The organism is Phycisphaerae bacterium (assembly GCA_024102815.1).
Lineage (GTDB): Bacteria > Planctomycetota > Phycisphaerae > UBA1845 > UBA1845 > JAGFJJ01.
In genome coordinates this window covers 1-18750 of the sequence record JAGFJJ010000007.1, presented here as the reverse complement: position 1 = coordinate 18750, position 18750 = coordinate 1, and the positions used below count along the sequence as shown (strand labels likewise).

Here is an 18750-nt window from a genome sequence, read left to right as displayed (position 1 = left end):
CAGCCATGCTGGACCGCATCATCACCCGCGGCCGACTCGTGGAACTCGTCGACGAACTGGCGCGTACGCGGCGCATCATCGGGCCCGTTCGCCGCGGCGAACGGTTTTTTTATGAGCCGGTGGCCAAGGCGCGGGAGATCGACCTCGAATTCAACTACTGCGTGTACAGCCCCAAGAAGGTGCTGTTTCCCGCACGCGAAGAACTGTTCATGTTTGAGCGGAACAACGGTTCGTTCCGCACAAAGCCGCTGCTAGACGAGCGACCGACGGCGCTGATCGGCGTCCATCCCTGCGATATCAACGCCATTCGCCTCCTTGACCAGGTCTTCTCGCACAGCCATCGCGACGATCATTATCTGGCGCGGCGCCGACAGCTCTTCATCATCGGCGTGGATTGTCCCGCCGAGTGCACCGCCGGCGTGTTCTGCGAGGACATGAAATCCAACGAGGCCAACGAGGGGTTCGATCTGATGTGCTATCCCCTCAGCGCCAATGGCGCCTCTGAGGATATGCGCTACGGGATCAAATTCGGGACGGACGCCGGCCGGGAGTTCCTGCTGTACGCGCAAGCCGGAGATCGTCCGACGGTCGAAGACGAGCGCGCATTTGAGCGTTACCGCGCCCAGAAACGGGCGGCGTTTCAGCGGCGCATCCCGTTCGATGTCGATGGTCTGCCCGCCTTGCTGGATCGCAGCTACGACTCCCTTCTCTGGGAGGCGACCGCCCGCCGCTGCTACTCCTGCGGAAGCTGCAATCTCAGTTGTCCCACGTGTTTCTGTTTCAACACGTTTGACAAGCTGGACCTGACCCTTTCCTCCGGTCAGCGCGTTCGAGAGTGGGACGGGTGCCAGTTGCGCGAGTTCGCGACGGTGGCGGGGGGTCACAACTTCCGCCCGCAGGCGGCATCGCGCCTGCGACATCGGATTTACCGAAAGGGGAAGTGGATCCTGGAACGCGAGGGGATACCGGGCTGCGTGGGATGCGCGCGGTGCGATCGAGCATGCACCGCCAAGATCAACTCGGTGGAAATCTACAATCAGCTTGCGGAGGAGGGATAACATGACCGCAATCGCTCCCGCACCGCTGGAACATGCCCGCACGCTGTACGAGCCGCAGCCCGCGGAAGTTGTCGCGGTCGAGAAACTGACGGATCTGGAGAATCTCTATCGCTTCCGCCTGTCCAGCGGCGAGCCGCTGGGGCACGGCCCCGGGCAGTTTGTGCAGATGTCCCTGCTGGGAATCGGCGAATGCCCCATTTCGATCTGCTCCTCCCCGACACGTGGCGACTACTTTGAGCTCTGCGTCCGCCGCGTGGGCGAGGTAACCGGCCATATCCACGGCCTCAAGAAGGGCGACACGATCGGCATTCGCGGGCCGCTGGGGCACGGGTTCGACGTGCATGACATGCACGGGCGGGACGTGCTCATCGTTGCCGGTGGGTTGGGGCTGGCTCCGGTCCGGTCGCTGATTCAGTACATCCTCGACGAGCGCAGCCGCTTCGGGGCGTTTCATCTGCTTTACGGGGCGCGCTCGCCGGCGGAGCTGCTGTTCCGCAACGATCTGACGATCTGGCGGGAGTCGCCCGACGTCAACTTCCACATGACGGTGGATCGCCCCGACGAGCAGTGGCGGGGACGTAGCGGCGTGGTGACGACGTTGTTCGGAGAGCTGCCGCCCATCGATCCGCTTGAGACCATGGTGGTCATCGTCGGCCCGCCGATCATGTTCAAATTCGTCGTGCTGGAGGTGCTTGCCCGGCGCGTTCCCCAGAAGAACGTCTTCTGCTCCCTGGAGCGGCGGATGAAATGCGGCGTGGGCAAGTGCGGACATTGCCAGGCGAACAACGTCTACGTCTGCCTAGAGGGTCCGGTGTTCCGCTACGGAGAGCTGAAGGCCCTCCGGGAGGCGATCGAATGAAACCCAAGATCGGCATTTTCTCGCTGACCAGTTGCGAGGGCTGCTCGCTGGCGATCCTCGAACTGGAAAACGAGCTGCTCGATATCCTCGGCGCGGTGGAGATTGTGAACTTCCGCGAAGGCATGACCGAGCGAAGCTGGGACATCGACATCGGTTTCGTCGATGGGGCGGTCTCCACGCCGGAGGACGAAAAAGAGGCCCGACTCTTCCGCGAGCACTGCAAGGTGCTCGTCGCCATCGGGGCGTGCGCCTGCCTCGGCGGGCTCAACACGCTCAAGAACTACCAGAACGAGGCCGACTACCGCAGCTATGTCTACGGCAACCGTGCGGGGTGGTTCCCCACGATCCCCGCCCGTCCGCTCTCGGCCGTGGTCAAGGTGGACTTCGAGTTACCCGGCTGCCCGATGATCAAGGAAGAATTCCTGGAATTCGTCAAGTTGACGCTGGCCGGGCGGACGTTCCGCCTGCCCGAGTATGCCGTCTGCGTGGAGTGCAAGCGGAAGGGCAATCTCTGCCTGTATGAAAAGGGCGTGATCTGCCTTGGGCCGGTGACCCGTGCCGGTTGCGACGCGATCTGCCCCAGTTTCGGATCCAAGTGCGAAGGCTGCCGCGGGATCGTCACGGAGGAGGCCGTCCGCGCCGCGGGCGTCAATTTGCGCGAGCAGTACAACGTCTCGCTGGACGACGTGATGGCCGACCTGCGGCTGTTCGGTGCGTATCAGGAGGCAAAGCTGCCGTAGGTGCGTCCTCTCGCGCACCGGACCTTGCGTGTGACACTGCTCTGCAACATTGGTCCTTGAAGTAGACGACGGGCGTTTGTTGACACATTCTCCTGTCGATGGAAGGCAATCATGGCCGACGTGAAACAGCAGAACAAGCCGAAGAGTTCGGACGGCGCGCCGCCCCGTCGGGCGGCCGTCAAGAACGTCACCATCGACGTCAAGCACGTGACCCGGGTCGAGGGGCACGGCAATATCGTCGTCCGCGTCAGTGACGGCGCGATCACGCAACTCGAGCTTCAGATCGTCGAGAGTCCGCGCTTCTTCGAGGCCTTCCTGCGCGGGCGGCGGTGGTACGAGGCGCCGCACATCACCTGCCGCGTGTGCGGCATTTGCTCCGTGGGTCACACCACGGCCTCGGTCAAGGCGATCGAGGCGGCGACGGGCATCGTCCCCACCGAACAGACCGTCCTGCTCCGTAAGCTGCTCTTTAACGGCGAGCAATTGCAGAGCCACGTGCTTCACGTCTGCTTCCTGGCCGTGCCGGATTTCTTCGGTGCCGGGTCGGTCATTCCACTCGCCTCGACGCATCCCGACGTGGTCAAGCGGGCGCTGAAGCTCAAACGCCTGGCCAACGACATTTGCGGGGCCGTCGGCGGACGGCACATTCACCCCGTCGCGTGCCACGCGGGCGGCTTCACCCACGTGCCCAGACCCGAGGAACTCGTCGCCCTCAAGCGGCGACTGGAGGAATCGCGCAGTGACCTGGGTGAAATGGCGCAGTTGTACTCCTGCCTGCCGATTCCCGACTTCCGCCGCGACATGGAGTTTCTGTCACTCAAGGTGATGGACGGATCGGAATATGCGTTCTACGACGGGAAGCTCTACTCCAACCTTCAGCCCGAGCCGACCGAGGTCAGCGAGTATCGCCGCCGGGTGATCGAAGACGTGGTGCAGCACTCCGCCGCCAAGCACTGCAAGTCGCCCAACGCTCCCGCGTACATGGTGGGATCGCTGGCGCGGTTCAACAACAACTTTGACCAACTGCATCCCAATGCGAAGGAGGTTGCGGCCGCACTGGGCATCAAGCCGATCTGCACAAACCCGTTCCACAACAACACGGCACAGCTCGTCGAGTGCGTGCATTGCACCGAACACTCCATTGAGCTGATCGACGAACTCCTCACACGCGGGCTGCATGACGAGCCGCTCGTCGAGCCGAGTCGCTTCGGTCTCGGCGTGGGATCGGCCGATGTTCCTCGCGGCATTCTCTTCCACGAGTACGAACTGGACCGCGACGGCAAGATCGTGAACGCCAACCTCATCATTCCCACCGGCCAGAACCTCGCCAACATCGAGGCGGACATGCGCGTCATGGTGCCGCAACTGCTGGAATCGGGCATGACCCGGGAGGAAATGACGCTTCGCCTGGAAATGCTCGTGCGGGCCTACGACCCGTGCATCTCCTGCGCTACGCATTTTCTGGACATCGAGTGGGAGTAGTTCCCGTGCCGCCCGCGGTGTGCATCCTCGGCTGCGGGCGGTGGTCGATGGGCGACGACCAGGCCGGTCTGCGCGTCGCCGAACTCATTGCTGATCACGCCTTGCCGCAAGCTGACGTACGCCTCTCCGAATCACCGGGAACGGACCTGGCCGACGGGAGCTTCGCGTCGGCGGACCTGCTGGTGCTCATCGATGCGGCGCCGGCGGACAACGCACATCCGTCTGGTTCCTTCCTCAGGTTGATGTATCCCCGGGACGCGCAGCGGCTGCGGCGCAAAACGTCCGGTGATTCGCATTCCATCGGCATCGCCCAGGGACTGGAACTCGCCCAAACGCTTCAAGCGCTTCCGAAGCGCATCTGGATCTACGTGGTTTTCGGCGAGCAGTTTGATCGTTCGCTGGACATGTCCACCTCCGTTTCTCGTGCGATCACACCGCTGGCGGAGCGAATCTCGCGCGACGTCGATGAGCTGAACAATCAACCGCATCCGTAGGCGTCGCGCAAGCGTTCCGCAACCGCCGGGATCCCGGCGGCATCAAATCCCATGAAGCACGAATGGGTTACTTCGCCGCTCGCGTCCGATGGTCGTGGCCGGTCCGTGCCCGCTGAGTACCCGCGTTTCGTCCGGGAGCGTCATCAAGTTTTCTCGGATGTTACGCATGAGCTTCTCACCGTCGCTGTGGGGAAAGTCGACGCGCCCCACGCTGCCCGCGAATAGGGCGTCGCCCACGATAACCACGCCGAGCGCCGCACAGTACAGACTTCGCCCTCCGGGAGAATGCCCGGATGTGTCAAAAACCTGCCACTTCGTGCCGTCGAGTTCGAGTGTGTCGCCGGGGGCGAGGTCACACGGGTCGGTAACGTTGGTGACCAGACCCGGACCCATCAGGCCGGACAGGTTTTCCATGGGATCGGTCAGTGCCGCCCACTCCGGCCGGGCAAGGTAGACGGGCAGCGAACCCAGTGATTCGCGGACGTCATCGATGCCGGCGATATGGTCGGCATGGGCGTGGGTGAGCACGACGGCCTGGGGAACAAGTTTCCGTGCCTCGATGTGCTCGATCATCTGCTCGGCCTGCGGCGGCAGGCCCGGATCGACGATCCAGCAAGGTCCGTTTTCGCGAAGCGAAACGACCATTCCGTTTTGCATGTAGACCGGATCGTTGGTTACGTGAATGTTCAGATTCGGTTGGCTCATGGTTATGAATCGTCCGAGTATGGGACGCAGGGTCTCGTTCGGGGTTACATCACGCTCAGTCGAAGTGTAGCGGCGGCGCGTATCCGGACAAGCCGGCAAATTCAGCCGCGAAACCTGTTTACGTCTCCGTTGATGAGGCGGCGGATCGGGTCTGTCGGAAAAATCAGGCGGGTCGATAAGTCGAAGTTTGTCCGCGCCCGCAGAAGCCCTTGAAGTCCGTTATGGAATGATCCTAGAATCCAACGCTCGCGAAGCGGACGCGGGCATCGGCCGGGTCGCTCTTTCGTGCGATCGGTCGAGGAAGTCCGACTGGAGGGACAACGCATGATTGAAGCGACGGAAGCCCTCAGGCAACATCAGTTGATTATCCTTCGCCGCTTGCGGGGCGGACCTCTCACTGAATTCGAGCTCTGCCGCCAGGTTGCGGATCACTCCGGATACAACGTCGAAGAGTGTGGCGATCACATGACGCAGTGGCTCGAGGAGTTGCGGCAGGCCGGCCTGATTTGGGCGGGCAAGCTGACCAACGACGTGGACCAGGCGATCATGGCCGCGGCGCTGACCAAGCGCGGAAAGGAGCTCGTCGCCTAGCCGACGTTGGGTACACGATCAGAAAATGAAGAGGGCAAGGCCTGCGGGTCTTGCCCTTTTTTTCTGGGAAGTCCGCCCTTCGAACAATAGCCCGTCGCCCGGTCCCTCCAAACCTCCAGTTGCGGAAATCGTGCCCCGCAACCCCGAAAGAGACAACAATCTGTCACCAAACGTCGGATTGCCGCGACGTACGCGGACGCCTTCCGACAGGATCGCGCGCCGCGCGCATTGAGTCGCTCATGTTCGGAATGTAACATCGACAGTCGTCGGGCGGCCAATCGCGTCTCCGCCGAACCTGCGGCTTCAAATCGGATGAACTCCCCATGAACGTGATCGAGCTGGAGCACGTTACCAAGACGTTCGGCCGCCACATCGCGGTCAACGACCTGTCGCTGGTTGTGCCAGAAGGATCCATTTACGGATTCATCGGCCCCAACGGTTCGGGCAAGACCACGACGCTGCGCATGATCATGGGCATCTACTACGCCGACGCCCGGAGCGGCCCCATCCGCATTTTCGGGGAGGAGCGCCATGCCGCCGCCAGCGACCGCATCGGCTATCTTCCCGAAGAGCGCGGGCTGTACAAGAAAATGAAGGTCCGCGACATCCTCCGCTTCTACGCCGAGCTGAAGGGCATTCGCGACTTCCGCCGGCCGGTCGATTCCTGGCTGGAGTGCATGGGTCTTTCCGACTGGGCCGACAAGAAGGTGGAAACCCTGTCCAAGGGCATGGCCCAGAAAATCCAGTTCATCTCCGCGGTGATCGCCGATCCCGAACTGGTAATTCTCGACGAACCCTTCTCCGGGCTCGATCCCGTAAACATGGAAGTACTTCGCCAGGCCGTGCTCGATCTCCGCAAGCAGGGGACCACGATCATCTTCTCCACGCATGACATGGCCGTCGCCGAACGCATGTGCGACTTCATCTTCATGATCTTCAAGGGCGAGAAAGTCCTCGACGGTACGCTGGAGTCCATCCAGGACCGATACGGCCAGGACACCGTGCGCGTGCGCCTCGCGGAATTCTCCGGCGAGCTCGACGAGATACCCGGCGTGGAACGGGTCACCGATTTCGGGCGACTCCAGGAATTGCGGATTCACCCGGACACGGATACGCAGGAAGTCCTATCGGAATTGATGCGACGCGGTCGCGTGCTCCATTTCGAGCTGTGCAAACCGTCGCTGAACGACATCTTCGTCCGTATCGCCGGACCGGAGTCGGAGGAAGCCACGCGCCGCGACCGCCAGCAGGAGGTGATCCATGCGTAAGACCATCGTCGTCGCCGTTCGAGAGTATCAGGCGGCCGTTCGCACCAAGGCCTTCATTATCTCCCTGGTGCTTATGCCCGTTCTCTTCGGCGGGAGCCTCGCCTTTCAGTTCCTTCTCAAGGATCGCGTGGACACGACCACCCGGAAGGTGGCGGTTGTCGATCACACGGGATGGCTGTTCGACGCCGTCGCCGCTGCCGCCAACGAGCGCAACGAAAACCGGATCTTTTCGGACCCGGGGGAGGGCGGCGAGCGCAAGCAGACCAAGCCGAAGTTTCTGTTCGAAAAGATCGCCCCGGCCGACGATGAGGATCGCCAACTCGTCGATCTCTCCGCGGCCGTTCGCGAGGGCAAATATTTCGCGTTCGTGGTAATACCCACGAACCTGTCGCCGGCGAAGGACGACGGCAAATCGGCCGAAGGTGCCGGCGTACCCGCGATGGCCGGCGCCCGAATCGATTACCACTCCAACAGCCCGACGTACGAGGACCTGCTTGAGTGGCTCGTTCCGGTCGTCAACAACGCTGTTCAGGCAAACCGTTTCGACCGCCTCGGGCTCAATCCCCAGACGGTCGCGCAGGCCACGAAGCCTGTCCGCGTGGATAATCTCGGGCTCCTCTCGGTCAACGAGAAAGGCGAAATCGTCAAGGCCGAAAGGGCCAACGAGCTGGCCAATTTCCTCGTGCCCATGGGCATGATGATGCTCATGCTCATGGTCGTCATGGTCGGGGCCACGCCGCTGGTCAACAGCGTGCTCGAGGAGAAGATGCAACGGATCGCCGAGGTGCTCCTCGGCTCCGTGCCGCCGTTCCAGCTCATGCTCGGGAAGCTGATCGGCATGGTCGGCGTCGCCCTGACCATCTCGACCATCTACCTCCTTGGCGGATTCTTCGCCATTCGCTACGCCGGCTACGAGCAGTTCTTCCCCGCCCAGCAGCTCTGGTGGTTCCTCGTGTACCAGGCCATGGCCGTGCTCATGTTCGGCTCGATGTTCGCCGCCGTCGGCGCGGCCGTCACCGACATCCGCGAGTCGCAGAGCCTCATCACGCCGGTCATGCTCGTGGTGATGATGCCGCTGTTCGTCTGGGTCAATGTGGTGAAGGAGCCGACGGCTTCCTTCGCCGTGGTGATGTCCCTGATTCCCACCGCCACGCCGTTCTTGATGCCCATGCGGCAGGCCGTGCCACCGGGCGTTCCCATCTGGCAGCCGCTGCTGGGCCTGGTGCTGGTGATCATGACCACGCTGCTTTTCGTGCTGGCGGCGGGACGCATCTTCCGCGTGGGTATTCTCATGCAGGGCAAGGGCGCCGACGTGAAGCAGATGCTCCGCTGGATCGTCCGCGGATAACATCTTTCGGTGGCGAGCCGCAGGCTACAGCTTGCGCGGACGTACGTACGCAAGGAGCCCGGACCGAGATTCTCTTCCCGATCCGGGCTCCATATGCACTGCTCGGACTATCCGGGCCCACTCCAGAAGAGCCCTTCGGCGGTTTCCGTAATCACTTTCCGCTCTGCAAGTGCGCCTCGACGAACCACAGGTGCTTGTCGAGCCCCCGCGATATTTCCGTAAACAGATCGGCCGTGTCCTTGTCGCCGAATTCGTCGGACGCGTCGATGGCGGCGCGTACATGCTTGCCGCACAGCGCCATGGCGTCGGACAGTGCCCGCACGTGCGCCGCTCCGTCCGCGATGTCCGCCGGATACTCGCTCAGCGTGCTGCTCTTGGCGGCAAGCCGCGCCGTACCCATCGCCACGCCGCCAAGCTGGACCGCACGCTCGGCCACGTCGTCCACGTATCCGCGCAGGCCGTCCGACACCTCGTCGAACAGCTCGTGCAGGGCGATGAAATTCGGCCCCTTGACGTTCCAGTGCGCCTGCTTGGCCTGCGTCTGCAGGTCGAGCAGATCAGCCAGCCGCGCGTTGAGCAGCTCGACGAGCTTCTCGCGATTCGACTCCGGTATGTCGTTCTTCGTTGCAAACTTCACGTGCTTGCTGTTTCCCGCCATGATCGTCAGCTCCCTTCGTTTAGATGGACCGCGCGTCCGCGTGGTTTGCTATGTTAACCAATATGGACAATTCCGTCTAAGCAAGATCGAACAACAGGATTTCGGACTCGTTGTCCCCGCCGTCCCTCAGTTCCAGCGTATGCTCGTCGCTCACGGCCGCGCCGTCCCCGGCCTCGAGCGCTTCGCCGTTCAGATGGATTCTCCCCACGGCGACCTGCACCCACGCGTGCCGCCCGGCGCGCAACGGGCGGGACAGGATTTTCCCTGGAGACAGGATGGCCGCCTCAAGCGAAACATCCTGCGCGATGGACAGCGAGCCGTCCCTGCCGTCCGCCGAAGCGATCAGCGCCCAGCGATCGAGCTTCGCGGCCCGATCGAATCCGCGTTGTTCGTATCCGGGATCAAGCCCGAGCCTGTCCGGTGTTATCCAGATCTGGAAAAAGTGGACCGGCTCGGACTCCGACGCATTGAACTCCGCGTGTACCACCCCGCGCCCGGCCCTCATCCGCTGTACTTCACCCGCGCGAATCGTCGTCCCGTTGCCCATGCTGTCGCGATGGGCGAGCGCCCCCTCCAGAACGTACGTGATGATCTCCATGTCGCGGTGGCCGTGCTCGCCGAATCCCGCCCCGCCGCGCACGCGGTCTTCATTCATCACCCGCAGCGTCCGGAAGCCCATATGCCGCGGATCGTGGTACGCCGCGAATGAAAACGTGTGGTAGGTGTCCAGCCAGCCGTGATCAAAATGACCGCGGTCGCCGCTTCGCCGTATCTGAATCATCGTGATCCCCTGAGCGTGCAATCGAATGACGTCGCTGCAGGGGTTATAGATTTGCCCCCCGCAACTGGCCACGTCGACCGATCGCTCTTGCGGCGCGAATGATACAGACTGCATTCTTTGTGAATGTCAGCCCGGCGGTGGCAGGGACTCGGATGCCGGAGCGGCCTTGGCTTCCTGTTCCTTCGCCCGCTGCTCCGCGGTGAGTACGGCCCGCAGGCGCTCCTGGAGTTCGGCAAAAAGGGCGTCGATCGGCCCGTAGAGTTCCACGAGCCGCCGTTTCAGTTCTTCCCGCTCGGGTTCACTGTCCGAACCCGCGGCGATCCGCCGCTCCAACTCGACAATCTCGTCCTTACGCCGGTCGCGGTGATCGAGCGCCCGACGCTTCAGCTCGCTGAGAATGCTCAGCACGGTCGTGCGCTGCCCTTCATCAAGTTGATGTTCACGAATGAACGTTGCCACGTACTCGTCCCAGCGGGCCAGCTCCAGCTCGATCTGATCGGGTGGCGGAGTCTCCGCCTGCGCCTTCTGCACAGCCTCGGCAAACTCCTCACGCTCCTCTCGCCGCCGCTCCGACCGCTCCCGGCGAAAGCGCTCACCATGCGGGATCCAGAAATCCTCGGGCTTGAATTCGCCCGAGGCGTAGTCGCGAAGTTGCTTCTCCGCGAACGTCAGCCCCACGTTGAACTGCAAAGCGTCCACCTCGAACTTCACCCGCTGCATCGGCGTGAGCACCTTGCGGAAATCGCCGGACCCTTCCGAAATCTGCTCGCGGAATTGTTCGAACACCGGCATTGCCCGCTTGGCCCAATCCTGGACCTTTTCCTTCGGCGGTGGCTCGATCTCCATCCGCAGTTCGAGATATTCGTTCAGCAGCGGGCGGATCGTGGCCCGGTGCTCTTCCAGAAAGGAGCCCCAGCGATCAATGACCATCTCGCGAACTTCCGTCCGCTGGTCGGCATCGAGATCATACTGCTCGCTGATGTCGTCGGCCCAGCGCGTGAGCATCAGGCGCGTCAGCTTGGGCGAAGGCCAGAGTCCGGCGTCCGCGTCGGAATCCCCCGCGGACCGCCCGGCCTCCGCTCGCCCTTCCCGGTCAGCCCGCTCGGCCGACCTGCTTGCAGAAGGAGCTTCCTCGGGCGTCTGAGCCCGTGCGGCGGAGAAGTCCGCCGCAGTGCAGGCCGTCCAAGCGCCGATAAGAGCAATTGCCGGAAATCGAGCCGGTTGCATGAATAGTCCCTTCGGCGGGTCGTGCGATGCACCAAGCCGATCATTTACTATAACCACGGCAGGTCATTTGAGCATGTCGGCCGATCCCGTTGTCTCCATTGTTATACCCACGTGCAACCGGCGCGATCGCCTCATCCGCTCCGTGGAGCAAACCCGCGGCAACGTGTCGGTGGACAAGGAAATCGTTGTCGTCGATGGTGACTCCCGGGACGGCACCCGGGACTGGCTGGCCGCCCAGCCCGACTTGGCGGTCATTCTCGAACCCGAGCGCGAGGGGGCCGTGCGGGCCTTTAACAAGGGCTTTCGAGCGGCGCGGGGAACGTTCGTCATGTGGCTCAACGACGACGCCTGGCCGCTGCCGGGCGCGGTCGAGGCGGCCCTGACCATGATTCGGCGTCCCGACCTGCCCGAGCTCGGTATGGTCGCTTTCTACCACAACTGGCACAACCCGCGCAACGTCCTCGATCGCGTCGAGCACGAAGGAGAGTCCTTCGAGCTGTGCCATGTGCGCGGGTACCCCTACGCCAACTTCGGCCTGCTCCGCCGCAGCCTCCTCGAGCGCATCGGATTTGCCGACGAGCGCTTCTATTTCTTCGGGTTCGATCCCGACCTCTCGCTGACCCTTCAGCTCCGAGAGAATCTCAGGGTCATCGGGTGCCGGCGGGCGCTTATCCGTCACGAGGAACACCACGACGAGCGGAAGTTGGGAGACCTCGATCGCGGCGCCGAGGACAATCGCCGCTTGTTCGAGAAATGGAATCTGCCGGAGCCCGGAGCCTACCCCGATCCAGCGCCGGGATACCTCCGCATGCTCTCCGAACGCGGGCTGCTGTAATTCGCCCAAAGGGTGCATCTCCATGCACCGATGGGTGATCGTAGGGTGCATCTCGATGCACCGATTGGAACGCAAGTAGGGCGGGCTGCGGCCGCCATCTTCTCCTCCCGGCGCGAACCCACGCGCACACCGGGAAAGCATGCGTACCTCCCCGCCCCCCGCTAAACTGTCATGCCATGTCACTTCCTCGACGCACGACTCTGGCCATCGCCATCGCCGCCCTGCTCGTTCAGGGCTGCGTCCTGATCGCCGTCACCTTGCGCACCGGCAAACCGGACGGCTATGCCTTCGCTTCCCTGGACGCGAAGGAGTATTACCGGCTGGCGGTGAACTTGGCCCATCACGGCACGTTCAGCCAAGCCGAGAACGCGCCCTTCGCCCCCGACACCTGGCGCACACCCGGCTATCCCCTCTTCCTGGCCGCGTGCCTACTGCTCGTGGGTGATTCTCCCCTCGCGCTCCTGCTCGTTCAGCAGGTGCTCGCAGCCGCAGGTGTGACTCTGTTTCTCCTGATCGCACGCCGCCATCTGGGAACGCGCCGCGCCCTGATCGCTACGACATTGTTCCTCTTCGCCCCGTATCGTCTCTATTACTCGACATGGCTTCTGGCGACGACACTGTTCACGGCGCTCGTGCTTCTGACCTGGCTGGCGTGGGACCGCGCGTTGCGCTCGCGCCGCGTTGCTGATTTCATCGTCCTTGGATTGCTCTGCGGCACGACCGTCCTGGTCCGTCCACTGGCGCTCCTGCTGCCGGTGGTGCTTCTGATGGGCATCGCGGCGGCAGCGATGATCGACCTGCGCCGCTCCGTTCGGCGACATCGCCGGGATTGGGCGCTGCCTGCAGCCCTGGGCCTGGCGTTTTCCTCGGCCGTGATTCCGGGCGCCTGGTGCGCCCGAAACCTGCACGTTGCCGGACAGTTTGCGCTGACGCACCAAAGCGGCATCGTCATGGCCTATTTCAAGGCCACGGAGGTGATGCTCTGGCGGCAGGGGCGATCCGCCGACCGGTACATCGAGACGTCCCTCAACCCGGACTTCGCCGATCGGCCCCATTCCGCATGGGAGGAAATCGACCGCCGTTTGCGCCGCCGGCTCAGTTTCCTGCCCGAGGAAACGCTCGAGTCGCTCTCCTGGCGCAATCTCGCCCAGGGGAACCGTACCGGCGTGAATGACTTCGTTGTCTCCGACGCGCTTTGGGACATCGGGCGGGAGGAACTGCTCGCCCATCCCTGGTCGACCCTGACGTGCTACCTGACGCGCGCGGGAGAACTGTTGACCTTTCCCTTGGGTCTGGCCATTCGTCCCGCGACCGGAAATGCCGCGGGTCGTCTGCGCTATGCGGCCGTGAGCGCCCCGTTTGCAATACTGGTCATCGTCATCGTCGTGCAGATGCTGCGCGGACGGTGGTCCGGTTCCGCGGTGTACTTCCCGCTCGCCGTAACTTGCGCGCTCCTGGCCGGGACAGTTCCCCAGCTCGATCCGCGCTTCCGCGTGCCCCTCCTGCCGATGCTGCTAATTGTGGCGATGTTTGACGCGGATCGGCGGAGCCTCCATCGATCAAGCGTGGACCGCCCCACGGGCGAATCAGCGGGAGGGGAACTTCCCGCACCGGTTCCGTCCCCGGACGGACCCTGAGAATACGCCGCCTCAGATCGCCCCGCGGTGTCCGTTACGAGTTAAGTCTTTCGTCGCTCTCTGAACCGAACTCGTCCTCGTCGTCGTATTCGGCGTGCTCCATGGGCAGGAGCCAGAGGTGCACCCAGTAGGCGAAAATGATGCTGCAAATGAACGAACCGCCGTAGTCGGCCCCGGTCATCGTGTACTCGGTAAAGCGGAGCACGAGAAACCAGGCAATAGCGACCAGGGCGAAGACAGCAACGAGCACCTTCCAGAAGATCGACCCGTCGAACGGAAGCTTGCCGAAAAGATAGCGCATGACGTGCCGCTTTCCTCTTTTACCCAAAGCCCGAGTCGGGTGAGACGTGCATACTACTTTCAATCGTTTACGCGAAACGGGCCGGCCGGTCAACTCACACCGTTATCGCCCGTCGCCTCCTCGGCCGGTTCTCGGACATTGCCTCAAGAAAGCCCCCGCCACGTGCGAATTCCGCGCGAACGAAAACCCATTGTTGAGAACGACGCTCTCGGAACCGAGAACTACAGCCCGCGGTACAGGCGCTGCATCCCGCGCCGCTGCGATCTCAATCTGCGGCAAACCGCCGCACCCGAAGCCGAGCATCTCCCGGCGGAACTTGTGGAAACCGGCGCATCGGTGGGCGGGATCGCACAAACCCGCATGTGCAGGCCGTCCGGGGGGGATCACCGACGACCTGCCGGCCGCTCGCTACCGGCTTACTGCCCAACCACTCCAGCGGCTGGGGCTGGCAGACGCCCGGGTCTTATCCGACCGGAATACTGTCCCGGATTGGCACCCGAAATGCCAGTTGGTTTAGGGAACAAACGTAACCGACCGGACGGGCTGGTCTCGGGGACGCAATCGATTGGGCCGATAGATACCGCAGGGTGGTTTCGCCCGGTGATTCTGCGTCGGCAAATCAGCTCGTCGGTGGTTCTAACAGGCGTGGCAATTGCCTGCGGGGCTGCTTAGGCGCTTCCTGGCGCTTCTCTCTCCGGCCCGAATGCCAGGAGCGCAGCTCTTGCTGCGACGGTTGCCACAACGGACACGGGGCCAGCGGGTACCCAAGCTTTTCCACCTCATTCTCCTCTCTCCGGCCCGAACGTGGAGGAGCACCGCTGGCCTCGTTCATTTTCTCCCGCCTTGACGCTCGACCCGAATCGCCTGCTCTCGCCAGCCACGGAACCCACCATCTGGGGTTTCTGTCCATTCCCACTACAATGCTGGGCGCTACCGTACGTGCCGATGCCCTGTTCGTTTCTGGAACCGAACGAGCTCGCCCATGAAAATCGCCGTTGCCCAGATTGACACCACCGTGGGGGACATCGACGGCAACGTCCGCAAGATGATCGCAGGCGTCGAAAAGGCGAAGCAGGCCGGCGCCGCCCTGGTCGTATTCCCCGAGCTCGCCGCATTCGGCTACCCGCCCAAGGACCTCGTCCTCCGCCGGGGGCTGGTCGAGAAAAACGTCCAGGGCGTGCGACAGGTCGCCGCAGCCACCCACGGCATCACCGCCATCCTCGGCTTCGTTCAGCCCGGACCCAACGGCGAGGGCAAGGGCATCCGCAACGCCGCCGCCCTCTGCGCCGATGGACAAATTGTCGCAACCTACGCCAAGATGCTCCTGCCCACCTACGACGTATTCGACGAGGCCCGCTACTTCGACACCGGCGACCGACCCGTCGTGGTCCCCGTCAAAACCCCATCCGGTGCGACCGTCGCCGTCGGCCTCACCATCTGCGAGGATCTGTGGAACGACCAGCAGTACGAAGGCCGCAAGGTCTACGGCCTCGACCCCATCGAGATGACCCGCCGCGCCGGCGCCCAGTTGCTCGTGAACATCTCCGGCTCGCCGTTTCGCATCGGCGTGCAGGCCCGTCGCGAGCGCCTCTTCTCCGAGCAGGTTCGCGAGCACGCTCTCCCGCTCGTCTACGTCAACCTCGTCGGCGGCAACGACGACCTCCTCTTCGACGGCGCCAGCCTCGTGCTCGACGCCCAGGGCCGGGTGCTCGACCGCGCCCCCGCGTTCGTCGAGGACTTCCGCGTCGTCGACCTGGACCACCCCCAGCCGCAGTCCGCGTGCCCCTACCCCGAGCCTGTCGCCAGCGTCCACCGCGGCCTGGTCCTCGGCATTCGCGACTACGTCAGCAAGTGCGGCTTCCGCGAGGTCGTCCTGGGCCTCTCCGGCGGGATCGACTCGGCCGTCACCGCGGCGCTGGCCGTGGAAGCACTCGGCGCCGATCGCGTCCACGGCGTGGCGCTGCCCTCGCGCTACAGCAGCGACCACAGCCTGGAGGACGCCCGCCGCTTGAGCGAATCCCTCGGCATCGACTACCGCGTGCTGCCCATCGAGGAAGCCCATCAATCCCTGGAGCGCACCCTCGCCCCGCTCTTCGCCGGGCGCGAATCCGACGTCACCGAGGAGAACGTGCAGGCCCGTCTGCGCGGCAACCTGCTCATGGCCCTCTCCAACAAGTTCAACTGGCTGCTGCTCACCACGGGCAACAAGAGCGAACTGGCCGTGGGATATTGCACGCTCTACGGCGATATGTGCGGGGGACTGGCCGTCATCAGCGATGTGCCCAAGACCATGGTGTACAAGCTGGCGGAGGAGATGAACCGCGCGGCCGGTCGGGACCTCATCCCTCGGCGGACCATCACCAAGCCACCCTCGGCCGAGCTCAAAGCCGATCAGACCGACCAGGACACGCTCCCGCCCTACGACGTGCTCGACACCGTGCTGGAGCGTCTCGTGGAGCGCGAGGAATCATTGGACGAAATCGTCGCCGCCGGCTTTGATCGGCAGCTTGTGGAGCGCATCGGCCGCATGGTCGATCGCAACGAGTACAAGCGCAAACAATCGGCCGTGGGACTGAAGGTCACCAGCCGCGCCTTCGGCACCGGCCGCCGCATGCCGATTGCCGCGAAGGGATATTGACGTAGGGTGCGTCCCCTGACGCACCTCTTGTGCTCGCAACATCATTCTCCGAACCGATCCATGTCACGGACGACTTCGATCTTCGGAAGCGCCCGGCCATCACACGAACAGCACCAATCGGATTCGAACATTCCATCGGTCACCCATCGCCCAAAGCTCGAATGGGGCCAGGCGTGCGCGCAGGCCCAACCCGTGGCGGACCGGGTTAGCGTGGATGTACTCGACGTGACGTCGAAAATCCCTCTCGTCACGCACGTTGTGTTCCCAATATCGACGTTGCCAGACGGGTCGTTCGCGGCGGGCCACCCGACTTGGCGATTCACTTCTTGCGTCGATCTTAGATACAATGTTGCGGGTAAACCGGCTCTTGATGGAGCGCCAGCGGACGGCGAAGTCGGCATCGTTGGCCGGCAACGTCCAGATGCAATGCAGGTGGTCGGGCAGGATGACGATGGCTTCGACGGTGAAAGGCCGAATGACGCGGGTCCAATCAAATGCCTGCCGCAACGTCTCCAGGGCATCGTCGGAAGTCAGGATCGGCCGCCGCTCGTAGGTCACGACGGTGAAGAAAAACGTGCCGCCGGGCACGAAAGCTCGCCGGTATTCTGGCATGACGATAAAGCATCCTAACCCAGCCGTAGGCAGTCGCAAACGGGCAACGATCGAGCAAGAGGTGCGTCAGGGGACGCACCCTACAATGCTACATTCTCCCCGCAATTTGGGAACGTGATGGGAAGACGAACCAACCGATGCACGTTGGCGTAAGTGAGTATATTGGCCTGTGCAATTGCGACTTTCGAGTGTGTTATGGATAACAAGATGCGGATTCGACTACGCTTCTTCCTCCTGGTGCCATTGCCCAGCCTCATCCTGTTGTCGTTTTGGCTTTGGCGCGTGGGGACAATTCGCGCCCACAATAAGGGCGCCGACGACACCTGGCGCTCAGGCGAAACCGCACGGATCCTGGCGGAGATCGCATTCGCAGTAGGCCCAATGAGAACACCCTGTGATTTATTCCGGGAAGATCGAGATCACACGAATGTGGGCTCATTTATCGACCCCGGAATTCATCCATCTGTCAAACGTGCCCTTTCTATTGATCTTTGATTCGACAAATAAATGTCTCACAGTCTGAGTTTCGCGTGATGGAAGAACGAGTGCAGCAGACTCTGGCTCTTGCCGGCTTGGTCGAGGGAGTCGATGACTTCCTCGGCCAGGGCGCCGGCATCGTCCGGAATGTAGTTGGCCAGATCGGCGTACTTCGTATGCGACCAGACCTGTTCCACCGGGTTGAGCTCGGGGGCGTAGGGCGGAAGCCACTCGACCTGGACTTTGGAACCGAACCGGTCCAGGAGTCGCCGTACGCCCGATCGATGGACGGACCAGCGATCCACGACCAGGACGATTCCGCAGCGAACCTGATGTCGCAGCCAGCGTACGAACGATTCGAAGGTGTCCGTATCGATGTTGTGGTCGTGAACGTCGAAGTAGAGTCCCAGATGGCGCCGCGTCGGCGAGACCGTGATCGCCGAGATGACCGACAATCGATCCCGCCGGTCCCAGCTGTAGTGGATGGGCGTCTGCCCCTCCGGGGCCCAGGTGCGACGCACCACCGGCTGCAACATGAAGCCGGTTTCATCCAGAAATACCACGGTTCGGCCGCTTCTTCGGGCGTTTTTTTATACGCGGCCAGTCCTTCGCCCGCCATTGGGCAATGGCCTCGTCGTCGCGCTCCCGGGCCCGGCGCTCGGGCTTCTGGCAGGACCAGCCCATGCGCCGCAGTACACGCCACACCGCGGAGGCCTCGTAGGTCACGCCGAAGTGCCGCTCGATCAGTTCGCCGATGCGTTTCAGCGTCCATAGTTCGGTGCGGTAGCCGTGCGTCCGGGCGCCCTGGAGCAGCAGCTGCCCGAGTTGCTGGCGTTGCCTGTCCGTCAACTTGGATTTCGGGCCGACATTCGGCTTGGCTTTCAAGGCGTCCGGCCCGGCACGCCGGTACTTCTTTTTCCACTGGGACACGGCCCCCGGGGTCACGCCGAGGACCTCGGCCACCTCGACACCGGGCATTCCTTTGTCCAGCAGCGTCATGGCTCGCAGGCGACGCCGCTCCAACTCCTCCGCTGTGCCT

The 18750-nt window shown here is 63.1% G+C and carries 18 protein-coding genes and 1 pseudogene; 11 read left to right on the top strand and 8 right to left on the bottom strand.

Annotation, left to right across the window (positions count from 1 at the left end):
• The first annotated feature begins 5 nt into the window (after positions 1 to 5).
• The 5 genes from J5J06_02235 (at position 6) to J5J06_02215 (ending at position 4633) form a co-directional block, all read left to right on the top strand.
• Positions 6 to 1058 (top strand): 4Fe-4S dicluster domain-containing protein, encoded by a 1053-nt coding sequence (locus J5J06_02235; GenBank protein ID MCO6435888.1) that lies wholly within the window; start codon positions 6 to 8, stop codon positions 1056 to 1058.
• Between the two features lies 1 nt (position 1059).
• Complete coding sequence (locus J5J06_02230; GenBank protein MCO6435887.1) at positions 1060 to 1917, top strand: FAD/NAD(P)-binding protein; 858 nt, start codon at positions 1060 to 1062, stop codon at positions 1915 to 1917.
• Entirely contained in the window at positions 1914 to 2657 is a 744-nt protein-coding gene (locus J5J06_02225; GenBank protein MCO6435886.1) for an NADH:ubiquinone oxidoreductase, read from the top strand. Before J5J06_02230 ends, J5J06_02225 begins: the two co-directional genes overlap by 4 nt.
• Before the next feature lie 111 nt (positions 2658 to 2768).
• Positions 2769 to 4139 carry a Ni/Fe hydrogenase subunit alpha gene (locus J5J06_02220; GenBank protein MCO6435885.1) on the top strand — a complete coding sequence of 457 codons (1371 nt, stop codon included), beginning with the start codon at positions 2769 to 2771 and terminating at the stop codon, positions 4137 to 4139.
• A gap of 5 nt (positions 4140 to 4144) precedes the next feature.
• Positions 4145 to 4633: a hydrogenase maturation protease gene (locus J5J06_02215; GenBank protein MCO6435884.1), complete on the top strand. Its 489-nt coding sequence runs from the start codon at positions 4145 to 4147 to the stop codon at positions 4631 to 4633.
• Between the two features lie 42 nt (positions 4634 to 4675).
• On the opposite strand, the gene J5J06_02210 is transcribed toward J5J06_02215, so the two are convergent.
• Complete coding sequence (locus J5J06_02210; GenBank protein ID MCO6435883.1) at positions 4676 to 5338, bottom strand: MBL fold metallo-hydrolase; 663 nt, start codon at positions 5336 to 5338, stop codon at positions 4676 to 4678.
• Between the two features lie 324 nt (positions 5339 to 5662).
• Between J5J06_02210 and J5J06_02205 the strand changes: the two genes are divergently transcribed.
• From J5J06_02205 to J5J06_02195, 3 genes are all read left to right on the top strand, one after another.
• A complete protein-coding gene (locus tag J5J06_02205; GenBank protein MCO6435882.1) occupies positions 5663 to 5929 on the top strand; it encodes a hypothetical protein in 267 nt (88 codons plus the stop codon).
• 323 nt (positions 5930 to 6252) lie between these two features.
• The gene (locus tag J5J06_02200; protein MCO6435881.1) at positions 6253 to 7197 is read left to right on the top strand and encodes an ATP-binding cassette domain-containing protein; all 945 of its coding nucleotides are present in this window, start codon (positions 6253 to 6255) and stop codon (positions 7195 to 7197) included.
• Positions 7190 to 8545, top strand: a complete 1356-nt coding sequence (locus tag J5J06_02195) for an ABC transporter permease (protein ID MCO6435880.1) — start codon at positions 7190 to 7192, stop codon at positions 8543 to 8545. The genes J5J06_02200 and J5J06_02195 overlap by 8 nt, the downstream gene beginning before the upstream one ends.
• A 151-nt stretch (positions 8546 to 8696) precedes the next feature.
• On the opposite strand, the gene dps is transcribed toward J5J06_02195, so the two are convergent.
• The 3 genes from dps to J5J06_02180 all read right to left on the bottom strand — a co-directional run bounded on the left by dps (position 8697) and on the right by J5J06_02180 (position 11211).
• A complete protein-coding gene (gene dps / locus J5J06_02190) occupies positions 8697 to 9203 on the bottom strand; it encodes a DNA starvation/stationary phase protection protein Dps (GenBank protein MCO6435879.1) in 507 nt (168 codons plus the stop codon).
• 76 nt (positions 9204 to 9279) lie between these two features.
• Positions 9280 to 9984 carry a pirin family protein gene (locus J5J06_02185; protein ID MCO6435878.1) on the bottom strand — a complete coding sequence of 235 codons (705 nt, stop codon included), beginning with the start codon at positions 9982 to 9984 and terminating at the stop codon, positions 9280 to 9282.
• A 126-nt stretch (positions 9985 to 10110) separates the two neighbouring features.
• Positions 10111 to 11211: a hypothetical protein gene (locus J5J06_02180; protein MCO6435877.1), complete on the bottom strand. Its 1101-nt coding sequence runs from the start codon at positions 11209 to 11211 to the stop codon at positions 10111 to 10113.
• Here J5J06_02180 and J5J06_02175 point away from each other — a divergent pair.
• Both J5J06_02175 and J5J06_02170 read left to right on the top strand, forming a co-directional pair.
• Positions 11210 to 12046 carry a glycosyltransferase family 2 protein gene (locus J5J06_02175; GenBank protein ID MCO6435876.1) on the top strand — a complete coding sequence of 279 codons (837 nt, stop codon included), beginning with the start codon at positions 11210 to 11212 and terminating at the stop codon, positions 12044 to 12046. The two genes, J5J06_02180 and J5J06_02175, sit on opposite strands and share 2 nt — an antisense overlap.
• Positions 12047 to 12222: 176 nt before the next feature.
• Complete coding sequence (locus J5J06_02170; protein ID MCO6435875.1) at positions 12223 to 13683, top strand: glycosyltransferase family 39 protein; 1461 nt, start codon at positions 12223 to 12225, stop codon at positions 13681 to 13683.
• Between the two features lie 34 nt (positions 13684 to 13717).
• Here J5J06_02170 and J5J06_02165 read toward each other — a convergent pair whose 3' ends face one another.
• Complete coding sequence (locus J5J06_02165; GenBank protein ID MCO6435874.1) at positions 13718 to 13984, bottom strand: hypothetical protein; 267 nt, start codon at positions 13982 to 13984, stop codon at positions 13718 to 13720.
• Positions 13985 to 14966: 982 nt separating this feature from the next.
• Here J5J06_02165 and J5J06_02160 point away from each other — a divergent pair.
• Positions 14967 to 16622 carry an NAD+ synthase gene (locus J5J06_02160; protein MCO6435873.1) on the top strand — a complete coding sequence of 552 codons (1656 nt, stop codon included), beginning with the start codon at positions 14967 to 14969 and terminating at the stop codon, positions 16620 to 16622.
• Positions 16623 to 16735: 113 nt separating this feature from the next.
• On the opposite strand, the pseudogene J5J06_02155 reads toward J5J06_02160, so the two are convergent.
• The 3 genes and pseudogenes from J5J06_02155 to J5J06_02145 form a co-directional block, all read right to left on the bottom strand.
• Positions 16736 to 17234 (bottom strand): annotated as a pseudogene (locus J5J06_02155) (transposase).
• A 512-nt stretch (positions 17235 to 17746) separates the two neighbouring features.
• Positions 17747 to 18274 (bottom strand): transposase, encoded by a 528-nt coding sequence (locus tag J5J06_02150; protein MCO6435872.1) that lies wholly within the window; start codon positions 18272 to 18274, stop codon positions 17747 to 17749.
• The coding region (locus J5J06_02145; GenBank protein ID MCO6435871.1) for an IS630 family transposase at positions 18258 to 18750 on the bottom strand (493 nt) is incomplete at its 5' end. The genes J5J06_02150 and J5J06_02145, both read right to left, overlap by 17 nt.